Origin of the sequence: Eggerthella timonensis (assembly GCF_900184265.1) — a bacterium.
Taxonomy (GTDB): Bacteria; Actinomycetota; Coriobacteriia; order Coriobacteriales; family Eggerthellaceae; genus Eggerthella; species Eggerthella timonensis.
This window is the reverse complement of record NZ_FXXA01000002.1, coordinates 1672242-1688820: the sequence shown is the minus strand read 5'-3', so window position 1 is coordinate 1688820 and position 16579 is coordinate 1672242. Positions and strand designations below refer to the sequence as shown.

Below are 16579 nucleotides of genomic sequence, written 5' to 3'. Positions count from 1 at the left end.
ATCTCGTCGAGCTCGTTGCGCGTTACGCGGCTTTCGCCACGTGCAGCTGAACCTCGTACCACGCCTTGTCGGCAGCGAGCGTCGTCTTGCGGGCCTCCTCGTCGGAAATCCCGGCCAGCTTCTCCTCGATGGCGGCCAGCTGCTCGCGCACCTGATCGACATCGATCTCGGACGCCGGCAGAGCGCGGTCGGCCAGGATGATGACCTTGTTGTCCGTCACCTCGACGTAGCCGCCCTGCAGGGCGTAGCGCGCCACATCTCCGGCGGCGGTCGCCTTCACGCGCGCCTCGCCATCGGCAAGCACGGACACGAGCGGCGCATGGCCCTTCAAGAAGCCCATCTCGCCTTCGACGCCGGGCACGACGACGAGCTCAACCTCTTGCGAGACGAGCTTCGCCACCGGCGTCACGATGTCGCACATGAACCCAGCCATTATGAAGCCTTCTTCATCTCTTCATACGCAGCGTAGACGTCCTCGATGGAGCCCTTCATGCGGAAGCACTGCTCGGGGATCTCGTCGCACTCGCCGTCGAGAATGGCGGCGAAGGAGCGGATGGTGTCCTCAAGCTTGACGTACTTGCCCGGCAGGCCCGTGAACTGCTCGGCCACGTGGAAGCACTGGCCGAAGAACTGCTGCGCCTTGCGGGCACGGTTCACGATCTTCTTCTGGTCCTCGGAAAGCTCGTCCATGCCGAGGATGGCGATGATGTCCTGCAGGTCCTTGTAGTTCTGCAGCAGCTCCTGGATGCCCACGGCCACGCGATAGTGCTCGTCGCCGACGATCTGCGGATCGAGCGCGCGGGAGGTGGACTCCAGCGGGTCGACGGCCGGGTAGATGCCCAGCTCGGAGATCGAACGGGACAGAACCGTCTTCGCGTCGAGGTGCGTGAACGTCGTGGCCGGCGCGGGGTCGGTCAAGTCGTCGGCGGGCACGTACACGGCCTGCACCGACGTGATGGAGCCGGTGGTCGTCGACGTGATGCGCTCCTGCAGGTCGCCCATCTCGGTGGCCAGCGTCGGCTGGTAACCCACGGCGGACGGCATACGGCCGAGCAGAGCGGACACCTCGGAGCCGGCCTGCGTGAAGCGGAAGATGTTGTCCACGAACAAGAGCACGTCCTGGCCCTGATCGCGGAAGTACTCCGCCTCGGTGAGGCCCGCCAGGCCGACGCGCAGACGCGCTCCCGGAGGCTCGTTCATCTGACCGTACACGAGGCAGGTCTTGTTGATAACGCCCGAGTCGCTCATCTCAAGGTAGAGGTCGGTGCCCTCGCGGGTACGCTCGCCCACGCCCGTGAACACCGACGTGCCGCCGTGCTCCTGGGCCAGGTTGTTGATGAGCTCCTGGATGATAACGGTCTTGCCGACGCCGGCGCCGCCGAACAGACCCGTCTTGCCGCCCTTGACGAAGGGCTCGACGAGGTCGATGGCCTTGATGCCGGTCTCGAAGATCTCGGTCGTCGTGGACAGCTCGTCGTAGTCCGGAGCCGGTCGGTGGATGGGCATGTAGCCCTTCACCTCGGGCATCGGCTTCTCGTCGACGGGCTCGCCGATGACGTTCCAGATGCGGCCCAGGGTCTCGGGACCCACGGGCATCATGATCGGGTGGCCCGTGTCGACGACCTCGAGACCGCGGACGAGGCCGTCGGTCGAGCTCATGGACACCGAGCGCACAAGGTTGCCCGGCAGGTGCGTCTCGACCTCGAGCACGAGGTGCAAGTCGCCCGCCAGGGTCTTCGCATCAACTGTCAGCGCATTGTAAATCGCCGGCAGCTGATCAGGGGGAAACTCGACGTCAACAACAGGACCGACGATACGCACGATGCGACCGGTTGCGCCCTTGCTGGCCTCGATCTCCTCCTTCGTAAGCATTTGTTCAGCCATTTAATCCTCCAAAGCCGCTGCGCCACCGACGATCTCGGAAATCTCCGTCGTGATAGCGCCCTGGCGTACGCGGTTATACAATCTAGTCAACGTTTCGACCATTTCGGTAGCGTTGTCCGTAGCCGACATCATGGCGTTACGGCGCGCGCCCTGCTCGGCGGCTGCCGAGTCGATGAGCGCATGGTACAGCGTCGTACGCACGTAGGCCGGCAGCAAGCGGTCGAGCACGGCGTCGGCGCTCGGCTCGAAGATCACGTCGCCCTCAAGCTTCGGATCGCCTTGCGTCTCCGCCACGCCGGCGCCGGCGAGCTCAGCCTCGAGCGCAGCCGTGTCGACGGGCAGCACGAGCTCCTCGCGAAGCACCTGCTCGGCAGCGTTCTTCGCATGGTTGTAGATCACAACCACCTCGTCGATCGTGCCGTTCTCGTAGCCATCGATGGCGTAGGCCGCAACGGACGCGGCCTCCTCCACCGTCGGATCGGCAGAAAGGTCCGAGTAAGCGAGCACCGGCTCCACCTTGCGGTAGGTGAAGTACCCGACGGCCTTCTTGCCGCAGGCGACCACCTGGGTGGTGGCGCCCGCAGCCTGCTTTTCCTTCATGAGACGCTCGACGTGCCGCAGCACGTTGCTGTTGAAACCGCCGGCGAGGCCGCGGTCGGACACAACCACGACGAAGAGCACGTTCTTCACTTCGTCATGCTTGCGCAACAGCGCGTTTTCGGAGCCACCTACACGCTTGGCAACGTTGGCCAACATTTCGACCATGGAGTCGGCGTACGGCGTTGCGGCCGCCACGCGCTCTCCAGCGCGGCGGATCTTCGCAGCCGACACCATTTCCATGGTGCGCGTGATCTGCTTCGTCGAAGAGACGGAGCTGATACGCCGTTCTATGTCGTGAAGGTTGGGCATAGTCTACCTGCCTTAGGAAGCCGAGGGCGAGAACTGCAGCTTGAAAGCTTCGATCGCAGCGTTCAGGTCGGTTTCGATGGTATCGGTAAACTTCTGCGCCTTCTCGAGCGCCTCGACGACCTCCGGCTTGGAAGCGTGGATGAAGTCGAGCAGCTCGCCGCGGAAGCGGACGACGTCGGACACGGGGATGTCGTCAAGGTAGCCATGCGCACCAGCGTAGATGGAGATGGCCTGGTCCATGACGGGCATCGGCACGTAACGACCCTGCTTCAAGAGCTCGGTCATGTGGGCGCCGCGGTTCAGCTGATCCTGCGTGGCCTTGTCCAGGTCGCTGCCGAACTGCGTGAACGCCTGCAGCTCGCGATAGGACGCGAGGTCGAGGCGCAGCGTGCCGGCAACCTGCTTCATAGCCTTCACCTGCGCGGAGCCGCCGACGCGCGACACCGAGATGCCGACGTTGACCGCAGGGCGCTGGCCCTGGAAGAACAGGTCGGTGGACAGGAAGATCTGACCGTCCGTGATGGAAATGACGTTGGTCGGGATGTAGGCGGACACGTCGCCGGCCTGCGTCTCGATCATGGGCAGCGCCGTGAGCGAGCCCGCGCCGTACTCGTCGGACATCTTGACCGCGCGCTCCAGCAAGCGGGAGTGCAGGTAGAAGATGTCGCCCGGGTACGCCTCGCGTCCCGGCGGGCGGCGCAGCGTCAGCGACATCTGGCGGTACGCCACGGCCTGCTTGGACAGGTCGTCGTAGATGCACAGCACGTGGCGGCCCGGGTTCTCGGCCGTGGCCGGCTGGCCGTCCTCGCCGTTGTACATGAAGTACTCGCCGATCGCGGCACCCGCCATCGGGGCGATGTACTGCAGCGGGGCGGAGTCGGACGCGGAGGCGTTCACGATGATCGTGTACTCCATCGCGCCGTGCTTCTCCAGCGTCTCCACCAGGCCGGCAACCGTGGATGCCTTCTGGCCGATGGCGACGTAGATGCAGATCATGTCTTTGCCCTTTTGGTTGATGATGGCATCAACCGCGATGGACGTCTTGCCGGTCTGGCGGTCGCCGATGATCAGCTCGCGCTGGCCGCGGCCGATGGGGATCATCGAGTCGATGGCCAGGATGCCGGTCTGCATCGGCTCCTCGACGGGCTGGCGCTGGATGACGCCGGGGGCCTTGAACTCCACCGGGCGCATGCCGTCGGCCTTGATGGGGCCCTTGCCGTCGATCGGCATGCCGAGCGGGTTCACCACGCGGCCGAGCATCTCTTTGCCCGAAGGGATCTCCACGATACGACCGGTGGTCTTCACCTGGTCGTTTTCCTTGATTGCGGTGACGTCACCAAGCAGCACGGCGCCGACTTCGTCCTCTTCGAGGTTCTGGGCCATACCGTAGACGGTCTGGCCGTTGGAACCCACGAACTCGAGGAGCTCGCCCGCCATGGCGTCTTTGAGGCCGTCGACGCGCGCGATGCCGTCGCCGACCTGGATGACGGTTCCGACTTCGCGAGATTCGACGCTCGTATTGAGCGCATCGAGCTGCTTGCGCAGTGCATCGTCAATAGACTGTGCGGTGATTTCAGTCACTAGCATTCACCTCCATCTGTTGATAGTTTGAGCACGTTGCGAGCGCTTTCCAACTGCGACAGGACGCTGGCGTCGATTCGCTTGCCGTTGGCACTCATCAATATGCCGCCGAGCAGGGACTTGTCGATGTGCTCGCGCAACACGACCTTCGTCCCCAGATCGGCCTCAGCTTTCTTCGTAATGACCTCGCGCAGATGATCGTCCAGGTCGACGACGGTCGTGACGTCGACGACGGTGACGTTCAGCTTCTGTTCGAGCTGTTCTCCATAGCTGGCCCATACGCGCGACAGCAACGCGAAGTCCCCGCGCTCGGCCATGACGGCCAGAACGTCGATGAGGACGGGGTTGCATGATGCGAACAGGTTGCGCACCAGCTGACCCCTCTGCTCGGGCGTATAGGAGCTGTCCTCCAAGGCGTCGGAGAGATCCATGTTCGAACGTGCGATGCGCATGATGCGCTCGGCCTGGTCGCGGACCTCGAGCACGGCGTCCTGACCGCCTGCTTCGTATGCGCCGTCCAGAAGAACGGACGCATACGTCGCGACCTTCTCTTTGAGAATTTGGCGGTTAGTTGGCATTGAAACTGCCCGCCTCGTTCACGTAGCGCTCGATGATCTTGCGGTGTTCGGCGTCGCCCAGATCCTCGCCGATCAGGCGGGACGCAACGGCGACGGACAGGTCGGCAACCGAGCCCTGGAGCTCGGAGATGGCAGCCTTCTTCTCCGCTTCGATGGCGTTGTGCGCCTTGTCGATCATCGCGGTGGCCTCGGACTGCGCCTTGTCGGTGATGTCGGCCTTCACGGCCTCGCCCGTCTTCTTCGCGTCGGCGACGATCTGGGCGGCCTGGGCCTTGGCATCTTCCAACTGGCGTTTGTATTCCTCAAGCACGCGCTCGCTTTCGACGCGAGCCTGCTCGGACTTCTCAAGAGAATCCTTGATGGTCATCTCGCGCTTCTCCAGCATGGCCTCGAACTTCGGCCAACCGAACTTGGCCAGAACGATCCAAAGCAGGATGAAGATCACGAGCATGGGGATGAACTCCGCCATGTCGGGCAGGATGGCGCTCAGGCCGCCCGATGACTCTTCTTCAGCCGCGAACGCGAGCGCAGGGAAAGCAAACGTCATGCCGGCGCCGGCAAGCGCGGCAAGCCCGATGCGGGCCGATGTTTCTTTCGCTTTAGCTTTCACGTACGTTACCTCCTTGTAAGCCTTATACGGCACGGTATCCGAATGAGGCTTGGTTACACGATGAAGGTAAGCACGAAGCCGATGAGGCCCAGAGCCTCGGCGAGAGCGGCACCGATGATGAAGTTCGTGAACAGACGACCCTGCAGTTCGGGCTGGCGAGCGGTCGCAACGCAGCAGCCGTAGCAGGCGATGCCGATGCCCAGGCCAGGGCCGATGGTCGACAGGCCGTAGCCCACGAGCTTCAAAGCCGCAAGAGCGAGTGTAATTTCCACAGTTTCCTCCTTTTACCGTTCTCGGGCTTTTCCCGAGAACCATGGACACCTTCTATGTCAACCAGCCGTGGAATAGCCGGCTAAACACCTAACGTTTCCCGCGCAGGGGCGCGAGGAGCCTCGTTCGCGGCCTAGTGGTCGGACGTGGCCAGGCCGATGTACACCGCGCTGAGGATGGTGAACACGTAGGCCTGCAAGAACGCCACGAGCACTTCCAGCGCGTACATCGCGAACAAGAACAGCATCCACGCGACGGAGATGCTGCCGACGCCCACGCCCGCACCCTGGATGGCAGAGCCGATGAAGACGCTGGTGAGCAGTGCGAAAATGCCGAGAACCATGTGGCCGGCGAACATGTTGCCGTAGAGTCGAACGGCCAGCGTGAGCACGCGCAGAAGCGTGGAGAACAGCTCGAGGAACCACACGATGGGCACCATCACGATGGGCAGGCCGGCCGGCGCGAACGACTTGAGGTAGCCGCCGAGGCCCTTGGCCTTGATGCCCCAGAAGATGAAGTAGATGAACGAGATTGCCGCGAGCGCCCAGGTGATGCTGATGGACCCGGTGGGGGTCTTGCAGCCCGGGATGAGGCCCACGAAGTTGCTGATCAGGATGAAGAAGAACAGCGTGGCCAAGAACGGCAGGTGCTTCTTGTAGCCGTGGCCGATGGCGCTTTCGCCCATGTCCTTCTTCACGAACTCGTAGCCGTATTCCACCATGTTGGTGAACTTGTTCGTGGGGATGATCGTGAGGCGCTTGCTTGCCGCAAGAACGACGACGAGCGTGATGAGGAAGCAGATGAGCATCCACAGCACGTACTGCGTCATGCCGAACGATCCCGACCCGAACACGAAGGCGGAATCGAAAGAATGCTGCAGGTGGGGTACCTGTTCCGCTAGGGATTCAAGAGGATTCACGTGTCTTTACCTTTCCATCTTACTTCCGCACAAGATTGCTGACGCCGAACCCGATAGCCGCGACGGAAAGGGCCACGACTTCGGCAAGAACGAACGGCAGGACGAACTCACGCGCAAGAAGCGCGCACGCGATGGCGGTTACGAAGAGCACAGCGACGGAAAGCAGCACACCTAGAAGAAGGGCACCGGCGTGCCCCAGGTTGCTGGTATCGGTCACTCGTCTCGTCATACGCAAACCGGCGAACAGCGGGGCGAACCCCGCGACGCCTGCAAGCGCCCCCAGTACGATAGCTACTGCCATGTCCCACTTTCTTCTTGACCGTCGAGCGCACAAGTACGCATCCTACCAAGCCGACTCGTATGATAACGGAACTTCACGTTTGTCCAACGGCAGGGTTACAAAAACTTACAAAATTTGGGTGAGTGGACGAATAAACCGGCCAAAAAACTGCATAAAGCCCGCGCGAACGGCGAGCGAAACCGTATAAAAGGCGGGCGGGGCGGGGCTGAGGCTGGGAGTTGGCGCGAGGCAAGGGGTGAGACAGAGGGACGGGGTAATTGTCTCGTTTCAGACAAAATGAGACAATTACCCCGTCCCTCTGTCTCACCCTGTCTCACCCGCCCCGCCTAGCAGTCGAACACGCGCAGCTTCATGCCCGCTTCCTCGAGCATGGACATGGCCAGCTCGTCGGGATACGGGTTCTGGTAGACGATCTCCTCGATGCCGGCGTTGATGAGCATCTTGGCGCACACGACGCACGGCTGCGTGTTGATGTAGATGGACGCGCCCGTGATGTTGATGCCGTAGCGCGCCGCCTGGATGATGGCGTTCTGCTCGGCGTGCAGGCCGCGGCAGATCTCGTGGCGCTGCCCGCTGGGCACGCCGAGCTGCTGACGCAGGCAACCGGTCTCGGCGCAGTGGCGCATCCCCGTGGGCACCCCGTTGTAGCCGGTCGCCAGGATGCGACGGTCCTTCACGATGACCGCCCCCACGGCGCGGCGCATGCAGGTGGTGCGGGTGGCCACCTCGTTCGCCAGCGTCATGAAGTACTCGTCCCAGCTGGGGCGCTTGTCAAGCAAAGGCTCGGTTGTCGTTTCCATGGGGTATCCCGTCTCTCGGTCCGCTCGGCGCGGCGCGCTTCCTACTTCGTGCCGAAGATGCGGTCGCCGGCGTCGCCGAGGCCGGGGACGATGTAGGCATGGTCGTTCAGGCACTCGTCGATGGCGCAGGTGTAGATCTGCACGTCGGGATCGGCCGCGAGCACGGCCTCGATGCCGACGGGCGCCGCGACGAGCACGACGAGCTTGATGTTCTTCACGCCCTGCTGGCGCAGGTAGTGGATGGCCGCCGTGGCCGAGCCGCCCGTGGCCAGCATCGGGTCCACCACGAGCACGCTGCGCTGGGCGATGCTGTCGGGCAGCTTCGCGTAGTACTCGTGCGGCTCGTGCGTATCGGGGTCGCGGTACATGCCGAGATGGCCGACGAACGTGGAGGGCATGAGCTCCTGCAGGCCCTCCACCATGCCGAGACCGGCGCGCAGGATGGGGACGATGACCATCTTCTTGCCCGCCACCTGCTTGCACGTGGTCTTGCAGATGGGCGTTTCCACCTCGACGTCCTCGAGCGCCAGGTCGCGCGTTGCCTCGTAGCCCTCGAACATGGCCAGCTCGCGCACGAGCGCGCGGAAATCCTTCGACGACGTGTTCTTGTTGCGCAGCTTGGACAGCTTGTGCTGGACCATCGGATGGTCGACGACGGTGACGCGGTCGTAGTGGTTCGTCATGGGAATGCGCTCCTCAATCAGTAGTCGAGCTCGGGATAGAGCGGATGGGCGGCAAGCAGGGCATCGGCCTTGGCGCGCACGTCGGCGAGCTTCGCTTCGTCGTCGGCGTTGAACACCGCGGCGGCGATAAGCTGGCCTACCTCGTAGAAGTCGTCGGCCGTGAAGCCGCGCGTGGTGGCGGCGGCGGAGCCCACGCGGATGCCGCTCGTGACGAACGGGCTGCGCGGCTCGTTAGGGATGGAGTTCTTGTTCACCGTGAGCCCCACGCTCTCGAGCAGCTTCTCGGCGTCCTTGCCCGTGACGTCGGCGGCCGTGAGGTCGACGAGGCACAGGTGGTTGTCGGTGCCGCCGGACACGAGGCGCAGGCCGCCGTCCATCATGCCCTGGCCGAGCGTGCGGGCGTTCTCCACGACGTGCTCGATGTACTCGGCGTAAGCGGGACGGGAGGCCTCGCCGAACGCGATGGCCTTGCCGGCGATGACGTGCATGAGCGGGCCGCCCTGCGCGCCGGGGAACACGGCCTTGTCGATCTTCTTGGCGATCTCCTCGTCGTTGGACAGGATGAACCCGCCGCGCGGGCCGCGCAGCGTCTTGTGGCTCGTGGACGTGACGACGTCGGCGTGCGGCACGGGGCTCGGATGCGCGCCCGTGGCCACGAGGCCGGCGATGTGGGCCATGTCCACCATGAAGTACGCGCCCACCTCGTGCGCGATGGCGGCCATGCGCTCGAAGTCGATGACGCGCGGGTAGGCGCTCGCGCCGCCCACGAGAAGCTTCGGGCGGATGTCCTTGGCGATGCGCTCGACCTCGTCGTAGTCGATGGTCTCGGTCTCGGGGTCGAGGCCGTAGGCGGCGAAGTTGTAGAAACGGCCCGAGAAGTTCACCGGCGAGCCGTGCGTGAGGTGGCCGCCCTGGTCGAGGCTCATCCCCAGCACCGTGTCTCCCAGCTCGAGCAGCGCGGCGTACGCGCCGAAGTTCGCGTTCGCGCCGCAGTGGGGCTGCACGTTCGCGAAGTTCGCGCCGAACAGCGCGCAGACGCGATCGCGCGCGAGATCCTCCACAAGGTCGACCTTCTCGCAACCGCCGTAGTAGCGTTTGCGAGGGTAGCCCTCGGCGTACTTGTTCGTGAGCACGCTGCCCACGGCCTCCATGACGGCGGGCGACGTGAAGTTCTCCGAGGCGATGAGCTCGATGGAGTCGCGTTCGCGGGCGAGCTCCTGGCGCATCGCGTCGGCGACGGCCGGATCGGTCTGGGGTACGTACTGGAGGGCCATGGGCGGTTCCTTTCGATGAGGGCGAGGCGAAGTGATCATGCTAGCACAGGATAGCGGGCGCGCGGCCCCTCCCGGCTATTCGTTCTCGAGAGCGGCGATCTTCTCGACGCGACCTGCATGGCGACCGCCGCCGAACGCGGTGCTGACGAAGGCCTCGAGGATCTCGCGGTTCGTGGGCTCGTCGACGAAGCGGCCCGACACGGCGACGACGTTCGCGTCATTGTGCTCACGCGCGAGAGCGGCGAACAGCGGGCTCGTGACGTTGGCGGCGCGGATGCCGTCGATCTTGTTGGCGGCCACGGCCATGCCGATGCCCGTGCCGCATACGAGCACGCCGCGCTCGGCCAAGCCGTTCACCACGTCGTGCGCGACGAGGGCGGCGTAATCCGGGTAGTCGACGCGCTCGTCGCAGTCGGGGCCTCGGTCGATCACGTCGTGGCCCTTCGAGGCCAGGTAATCTGCGAGCGCCTGCTTCTGCTCGAATCCCGCGTGGTCGCTTGCAATGCTGATCTTCATGTGGTGCCCTTCCCTTCTTCTTCGTCTCGATCAGTATAGAGCATCGCGCGTTGTGGGATAATGGTCGCATCCGTTTCAAGGAGGGAAATGCATGGGGATGCAGGGACGATCGACGGAGAATGCACGCGGCGCGACGGGTCGGGCGTCCTTGCCCGGCTTAGTGCGCGCGAACCCGGTCCCGCTCTACCTGCCGATAGCCCTGACCGCCACGTGGCAGTACGCGATGGTCAAGGTATGGAACCATTTCTGCGCCACGCCAGCCGCTTACCTGTATATGGGCGAGGGCGCGGCGTGCCTCCTGTTGGTGGCGGCCCTTGCCGCGCTCGGGAAGCGCGCGTCCGGCAAGCCCGTCCCAGCTCCTGCTGCCTTCGCGCTGGCGGCTTTTTTCTGCCTGGTGCCGCTCGGCGTGGTGGTGCTCGGGCCCTTTCCGGGCACCGACCTCGTCATAGGTGCCGTTGCCGCGCTCAGCATGACGTGGTACTACCTGCGCTGCGGCGAGCTGTACGTAGGCCTGAGCTTTCAACGTACCGTCGTATGCGTCGCCGTTTCGCTCGCCATCGCCTACGTGGTGAGGATCGCGCTGTTCCTGCTGCCCGATGCGGCCGTGTACCCGCTCGTCTGCAGCGTGCCCCTGTTGTTCGAGCCCGCCGCGCGCAAGGCGTCGCACGCTCGCGTCCGCGCGCTGGAAGACGGGACGCCGGCCGCCGCGCGCAACCTGCGCCGCACGAGCCCGGGCTTCCTCGTCGCGCTGGCCCTGGAGGTGACGGCTTTCTGCGTGGTGGCCGGGTTCTTCGGCACGCCTTTGCTGGCGGGCTACAGCTGGCTGCACTGCCTCATCCTCATCGGCATCCTGGCGGCGTTGCTGGCGCTGTTGCTGCAGCGCGGCCCCGAGGTGCGGCTGAGCCAGCTGTTCGAGGTCGTGCTTCTGTGCTGCCTGCTGGCGTTTGCAGTGCTGTCGTTCACATCGAGCCGGAGCACGGTGGGCCTGCTTATCATCAACGTGCCGCACGCCGTGGTCACCGCGCTTCTGTGGATGCTGCTCATCGACCTCGAGAATCGCCGCGAGTTCCCGCCCCTCGCGGTGTTCATGGCGGGCTGGGGGCTGAGCGACCTCGGGATCGGCGCAGGAAGGTTCCTCGCCTCCTCGGTGGTTGGCACGAGCGACCTGCCGTCGAACGCCTTGATCGTTCTGGCGTTCTTCCTGGTGGCGAGCTTGGTGTTCGTGTTCAACAAGTTCACCGCCTACGACGCGCTCTCGTCGTTCGTCAGGGAGGACGAAAGGGGCGAGGCGCGCATCGACTATTCCGAGATAGAAGCAAGGTGCCTCGCGCTGGGCGAGCGGCACGGCCTGACGAAGCGCGAAGTGGAGATCGTGCAGCTCGTGGCAAAGGGGCGCTCGCGGGGGTACATCGCCTCCTCGCTCGTCATCTCCGAGAACACGGTGAAGGGCCACACACGCAACGCCTACGGCAAGCTGGGGATCCACAGCAAGCAAGAGCTGCTCACCCTCATCGAGTCGCTGTGACGCGCGAAGCCGCCCGGGCCGTGGGGCTCGGACGGCTTCGCAGGAGGGTGCGCGCGCTGCGGTGAGGGAGGGGTTCGCCGCGCTACGCTTGGGAGATGGCGTCCTTCACGGCGGCCATGAACGCCGTGCTGGTGAGCGTGGCGCCGGAGACGGCGTCGACGTCGGCAGTGTTCTTCGCCACGGCCTCGGCGGTAAGGGTCTCGAGGGCCTTGCCGCCGATCTCGGGCGTCTCGCTTTCGGAGACGACCTCGACGGAGGCGATAGTGCCGTCGGCGTAGGCAACCTTCACCGTAATGTCGCCGCCCATGCCGCCCGAGCCGACGCCGAGGTACTCGCCGGCTGCCAACTGCACGTCGGCGCCTTCCTCGGGCTTGACGTCGCTTGCCGCGCCCGGCTCGTAAGAGATGGCGGGCTCGACGGCCGCGAGCGGCTCGTAGGCGGGCAGCTCGTCCTTCTCGGCGGCAGCGTTGGTGCCGGCGATCTTGCCGAACACCATGCACTCGGCGAGGTTCCCGCCCGAGTTGTACTGGAAGGGCGTGATGCCGCCAAGCTCGCCGGCGCTGTACAGGTGCGGGATGGGGTCGCCCTGCGTGCTGATCACTTCGGCGTTCTTGTTGCGGCGCGGGCCGCCCTGGGTGTTGAGCACGAGGGGGCGGAACTCGGCCGCGTACAAGGTGCCGCCGTCGAAGGGCCGCATGCTCTCGGGGGCGCGGTTGAACTGGTAGTCCCTGCCTTCGGCGGCGAACTTGTCGAAGTCCGCGAGCGTGCGTGCGAGGACCTCGGGGTCGGCTCCGATGATCTCGGCGAGGGCCTCGGGGGTATCGGCCTTCTTGAGGATCGCCTCGCGCTCTTCGGTGAGGTAGCCGCCGTCCTTGAGCTCCTGGTACTGGACGGAATCGAACACCAGATGAGGCGTGTAGTTGGCGACGGGCATCCTCCACACGCCGCATGAGTACACATGGCCGTGGCGGTGCTTGCCGTTCTCGTCGACGAAGCGGCTGCCGTCGTCGCCTACCAAAACGACGCTGCCCTTTCCGTACGCCTCGCTGTCGAGCGAGATGAGGGGCGACGTCGGGCTGAGCTTGGCCGTTTCGAGCAGGGCGCGGTTGCCCTCCTCGACCGCCCAGGCGTTGCCGCTCAGGATGCCGAGCGACTCGTAGGCCTCCATGTGCCACAGGTCGGCGCCCACCTCGATGCCCATGAGGATGCCGTCGCCGTTGTTGTGCAGCGTGCCGAGCGGCGTGAGGCGGGCGGCTCCCAGGTAGTCCTGGATCATCTCGCGGTTGTTCTCGAAGCCGCCGCAGGAGAGCACCACGCCCCTCTTCGCGCGCACGAGCGTCTTCTCGCCCTTCCGGTCGATCTCGACGCCCACGATGGTTCGTGACCGGGGATCCTGGACGAGTCGCGTCGCCGGGGACTCCAGCCACACGTCGATGGCGTCGGCGCGGTCGACCACGTTCTTGCGTATCAGCTGCCACAGCGAGCTGTTGTACATGCCCTCGGTGGCGAACCACTCGACGATGGCCTCGCCGCCCTCGTACTCGGGGTACTCGGGCGTGACGATGGAGCCGTTCGGGCGAACGAAGGGCTTATCGGCCCCCAGGTGCTTGAGCAGGTCCTCCATCTGGCAGATGCCGTCGGTGTAGGTGCGCAGCATCCCCTCGTCGTAGTCGAAGTGCCAGGCTAGCTGCTCGTAGTAACGGTACGTGGCGTCCGGGTCGGTGCCCGACACGCACATCTGCGCGGCGAAGCGGGTGTTGCCGCCCTCCTCGCCGAGCGGCGCCTTGTCGCACACCAGCACGCGGGCGCCCGCATCGGCCGCATAGACCGCGCTCACGCCGCCCGCGCCGCCGAAGCCCACGACCACCACGTCGTACTCGGCGTTCCACGCCACGGTGTCGGCGAACGTGAAACCCTCGCCGCCCGCGCTCGCCTGTTGCGCAGGAGCCGCGCAGCCGGAAAGGCCCGCAAGCCCGAAGCCCGCCGCGCCGATGCCGGCAACCCCCGCGCCTTTCAAGAAGCTCCGTCGAGAAAACGTCTTCGATTCCATGGGAATCTCCCCTTCCTATTCCGTCCTCTGTTTCCTGTCGCGCCGCGCTGCGGGCGACTGGATCGAGGATCGCGCGGAAGGGCGCGCGCAACCATAGCGCTTTCGGGGTCGTTTCGAAAAAAGGCCTGACCCAAACGGGGTTGTTTCGCGGATTCGCGCCTTTCGACAATGCGTCGGAAAGGCGCCGACTCGCTCAGGACGCCATCGTGCGTTCGACGGCGCGGGCCCAGCCGTCCAGCAGGGCGGCATGGCGCTCGTCTTCCATCCCGGGCTCGTAGATCGCGTCCGACGAGCGCAGGGCGCAGAGGCTCGCCGCGTCGTTCCAGAACCCGGTTGCCAGGCCCGCGAGGAACGCGGCGCCGAGCGCAGTTGTCTCGGCATTCTGGGGTCGGCGCAGCGGCGTGCGCAAGATGTCGCTTTGGAACTGCATGAGAAAATCGTTCGCGGACGCGCCGCCGTCCACGTTGAGCACGCTGAGCGGCACGCCGGCATCGGCCTCCATGGCCACCGCGAGGTCGCGCACCTGGTAGGCAAGCGACTCGAGCGCCGCGCGCACGATATGCGCGCGACCGGTTCCGCGCGTGAGCCCGTAGATGGCGCCGCGCGCATCGGCGTCCCAGTAGGGTGCGCCGAGGCCGGTGAACGCCGGCACCACGTAGACGCCGTCGGTGCTGTTCACGCTGCGGGCGATGGCCGACGTCTCGGCCACGTCGTCGATGATGCCCAAGTCGTCGCGCAGCCACTGCATGAGCGCGCCGGCCATGAACACGCTGCCCTCGAGCGCGTACTCGGGGCCCGCGCCGGGGCCCGACGCGGCGATGGTGGTGACGAGGTTGTGCGTAGAGCGGCACGCCTCGCCGCCCGTGTGCATGAGCAGGAAGCAGCCGGTTCCGTACGTGTTCTTCGCCTGCCCCGGTTCGAAGCAGCACTGTCCGAACAGGGCCGCCTGCTGGTCGCCCGCCACGCCGCAGATGGGCACGTCCGGCACGATGCCGGTGCGCGCGGTGCGGCCGAACTCTCCCGACGAGGGGCGCACGTCGGGAAGCATGGACGCGGGAATGCCGAACAGGTCGAGCAGCCACGGGTCCCATGCGAGCTCGTGGATGTTGTACAGCATGGTGCGGCTGGCGTTCGTCACGTCGGTGGCGTGCACGCGCCCCTGCGTGAGCGCCCAGATGAGCCACGTGTCGATGGTGCCGAAGGCCAGCTTTCCGGCCTCGGCGTCGGCGCGGGCGCCCTCCACGTGGTCGAGGATCCACTTGATCTTGCTGGCGGAGAAGTAGGCGTCGGGAACGAGCCCCGTCTTGTCGACGATAGCCCGCGCCACCCGAGGATCGGCCGTCAGCTCGTCGATGATGGGCGCCGTGCGACGGCATTGCCACACGATGGCGTTCGTCACGGGCTCGCCCGTTTCGCGGTTCCACACCACGGTGGTCTCGCGCTGGTTCGTGATGCCGATGCTGTCGATGTCCTCGGCGCCGAGGTTATGCGCCACCAGAAGCTCGGTGAGCGCGCCCAGCTGCGACGACAGGATGTCGCGCGGATCGTGCTCGACCCATCCGGGCTGCGGATAGAGCTGGGGGAACGGGTTCTGCACCGCATCGACGACGCACCCGCGCGCGTCGACGAGCATGGCGCGCGACGAGGTGGTTCCCTGGTCGAGCGCTACGACGTACTTTGGCATGCATGCTCCTCAATCCAATCGACCGTCTCAGTATAAACCCGAGCCCGCCCCGGTTCGTTGAGGATTTCGTGGCGCATGCCCTCGTACAGCTTCACCTCCACATCCTGCACGCCGGCGCGGCGCAGCTGCTCGGCCGCCGCACGCACGCCCTTGCCGCACGCGCCCACCGGGTCCTCCGCGCCGGCGATGAGCAGCACGGGCAGGCTCTTCGGCACCTTCGCCGCGCAGGACGCCGTCACCACCTCGGCCGTAAGGTCGGTGAGCGTGGCGTAGCCGCCGACGGAGAACATGGCGCCGCACAGCTCGTCGGCGATGTAGGCGTCCACGACGGCTGGGTCGGTGCATATCCAGTCGTGCGGCGTGCGCGGGTTCTCGATCTGCTTGGCGAACGCGCCCACGCCCATGCCGTCCAGAAGCGGGCTGCGGTAGTCGGGGCCCTTCGTCTTCGCGAGGAACCGCGCCAACGCGTTGCCGGCCTTCGACACGACGAAGGGCTGCTGGCCCGTGCCGCAGATGACGGCCGCCGCCACGTCCTCGCCGTAGCGGGCCAGGTAGGCGCGCGTGACGAAGCTGCCCATGGAGTGTCCGAACATGATGTAGGGCGTCTGGCGAGCGTAGCGGGCGGTGACGGTCTTTCGCAGCTCGTGGACGTCCTCGATGAGGATCTCCTTGCCGTCCGGCGGCAGGCAGCCCAGCTCGTCGGGGCCGGCCGCGCTCTTGCCGTGGCCGACGTGGTCGGCGGCGCACACCACATAGCCGCGCTCCACGAGGAAGCGCGCGAACTCGTCGTAGCGCCCCACGTGCTCCGCCATGCCGTGGACGATCTGCACGACGCCGCGCGGCGCAGTGCGGCGGCTTCCGCGCACGCGGGCCGGTTCCCACACGAGGCCTTTGATGGTGGATGTTCCGTCATGGGACAAAAAGCCGATCGGCGCGACTGCAACCGTTGTATCCATATGATCCCCTCCCCAGGAGTTTTATCCCATTATACCCGC

The 16579-nt window shown here is 65.6% G+C and carries 17 protein-coding genes; 1 reads left to right on the top strand and 16 read right to left on the bottom strand.

Annotated elements, in window-relative coordinates; all coding sequences use genetic code 11:
- Nucleotides 1-22 precede the first annotated feature (22 nt).
- The 13 genes from atpC to rpiB all read right to left on the bottom strand — a co-directional run bounded on the left by atpC (nucleotide 23) and on the right by rpiB (nucleotide 10325).
- A complete protein-coding gene (atpC, locus tag C1A15_RS07005) occupies nucleotides 23-433 on the bottom strand; it encodes an ATP synthase F1 subunit epsilon (protein WP_101721889.1) in 411 nt (136 codons plus the stop codon).
- Nucleotides 433-1884, bottom strand: a complete 1452-nt coding sequence (gene atpD, locus C1A15_RS07000; RefSeq protein ID WP_101721888.1) for a F0F1 ATP synthase subunit beta — start codon at nucleotides 1882-1884, stop codon at nucleotides 433-435. Before atpD ends, atpC begins: the two co-directional genes overlap by 1 nt.
- Nucleotides 1885-2793, bottom strand: a complete 909-nt coding sequence (atpG, locus tag C1A15_RS06995; RefSeq protein ID WP_101721887.1) for an ATP synthase F1 subunit gamma — start codon at nucleotides 2791-2793, stop codon at nucleotides 1885-1887.
- 12 nt (nucleotides 2794-2805) lie between these two features.
- Nucleotides 2806-4380 (bottom strand): F0F1 ATP synthase subunit alpha, encoded by a 1575-nt coding sequence (gene atpA, locus C1A15_RS06990; protein WP_180953017.1) that lies wholly within the window; start codon nucleotides 4378-4380, stop codon nucleotides 2806-2808.
- The gene (atpH, locus tag C1A15_RS06985; protein WP_101721885.1) at nucleotides 4374-4952 is read right to left on the bottom strand and encodes an ATP synthase F1 subunit delta; all 579 of its coding nucleotides are present in this window, start codon (nucleotides 4950-4952) and stop codon (nucleotides 4374-4376) included. Before atpH ends, atpA begins: the two co-directional genes overlap by 7 nt.
- Nucleotides 4942-5562, bottom strand: a complete 621-nt coding sequence (gene atpF, locus C1A15_RS06980; RefSeq protein ID WP_101721884.1) for a F0F1 ATP synthase subunit B — start codon at nucleotides 5560-5562, stop codon at nucleotides 4942-4944. The genes atpH and atpF overlap by 11 nt, the downstream gene beginning before the upstream one ends.
- Nucleotides 5563-5615: 53 nt before the next feature.
- Entirely contained in the window at nucleotides 5616-5834 is a 219-nt protein-coding gene (gene atpE, locus C1A15_RS06975; protein WP_009304825.1) for an ATP synthase F0 subunit C, read from the bottom strand.
- A 131-nt stretch (nucleotides 5835-5965) separates the two neighbouring features.
- Complete coding sequence (gene atpB / locus C1A15_RS06970) at nucleotides 5966-6751, bottom strand: F0F1 ATP synthase subunit A (protein WP_101721883.1); 786 nt, start codon at nucleotides 6749-6751, stop codon at nucleotides 5966-5968.
- Between the two features lie 19 nt (nucleotides 6752-6770).
- Nucleotides 6771-7052 carry a hypothetical protein gene (locus C1A15_RS06965; protein WP_101721882.1) on the bottom strand — a complete coding sequence of 94 codons (282 nt, stop codon included), beginning with the start codon at nucleotides 7050-7052 and terminating at the stop codon, nucleotides 6771-6773.
- A gap of 326 nt (nucleotides 7053-7378) precedes the next feature.
- Nucleotides 7379-7852 (bottom strand): deoxycytidylate deaminase, encoded by a 474-nt coding sequence (locus C1A15_RS06960; RefSeq protein WP_101721881.1) that lies wholly within the window; start codon nucleotides 7850-7852, stop codon nucleotides 7379-7381.
- Between the two features lie 41 nt (nucleotides 7853-7893).
- Entirely contained in the window at nucleotides 7894-8535 is a 642-nt protein-coding gene (gene upp, locus C1A15_RS06955) for a uracil phosphoribosyltransferase (protein WP_101721880.1), read from the bottom strand.
- A gap of 17 nt (nucleotides 8536-8552) precedes the next feature.
- The gene (gene glyA, locus C1A15_RS06950) at nucleotides 8553-9809 is read right to left on the bottom strand and encodes a serine hydroxymethyltransferase (protein WP_101721879.1); all 1257 of its coding nucleotides are present in this window, start codon (nucleotides 9807-9809) and stop codon (nucleotides 8553-8555) included.
- A 75-nt stretch (nucleotides 9810-9884) separates the two neighbouring features.
- Complete coding sequence (gene rpiB / locus C1A15_RS06945) at nucleotides 9885-10325, bottom strand: ribose 5-phosphate isomerase B (RefSeq protein ID WP_101721878.1); 441 nt, start codon at nucleotides 10323-10325, stop codon at nucleotides 9885-9887.
- 91 nt (nucleotides 10326-10416) lie between these two features.
- Between rpiB and C1A15_RS06940 the strand changes: the two genes are divergently transcribed.
- Nucleotides 10417-11850 (top strand): helix-turn-helix transcriptional regulator, encoded by a 1434-nt coding sequence (locus tag C1A15_RS06940; RefSeq protein WP_101721877.1) that lies wholly within the window; start codon nucleotides 10417-10419, stop codon nucleotides 11848-11850.
- Nucleotides 11851-11932: 82 nt separating this feature from the next.
- Here C1A15_RS06940 and C1A15_RS06935 read toward each other — a convergent pair whose 3' ends face one another.
- The 3 genes from C1A15_RS06935 to C1A15_RS06925 form a co-directional block, all read right to left on the bottom strand.
- Nucleotides 11933-13900, bottom strand: a complete 1968-nt coding sequence (locus C1A15_RS06935; protein WP_101721876.1) for an FAD-dependent oxidoreductase — start codon at nucleotides 13898-13900, stop codon at nucleotides 11933-11935.
- Between the two features lie 193 nt (nucleotides 13901-14093).
- Nucleotides 14094-15584 (bottom strand): glycerol kinase GlpK, encoded by a 1491-nt coding sequence (gene glpK, locus C1A15_RS06930; protein ID WP_101721875.1) that lies wholly within the window; start codon nucleotides 15582-15584, stop codon nucleotides 14094-14096.
- A complete protein-coding gene (locus tag C1A15_RS06925) occupies nucleotides 15566-16540 on the bottom strand; it encodes an alpha/beta hydrolase (RefSeq protein WP_101721874.1) in 975 nt (324 codons plus the stop codon). The genes glpK and C1A15_RS06925 overlap by 19 nt, the downstream gene beginning before the upstream one ends.
- Nucleotides 16541-16579 lie beyond the last annotated feature (39 nt).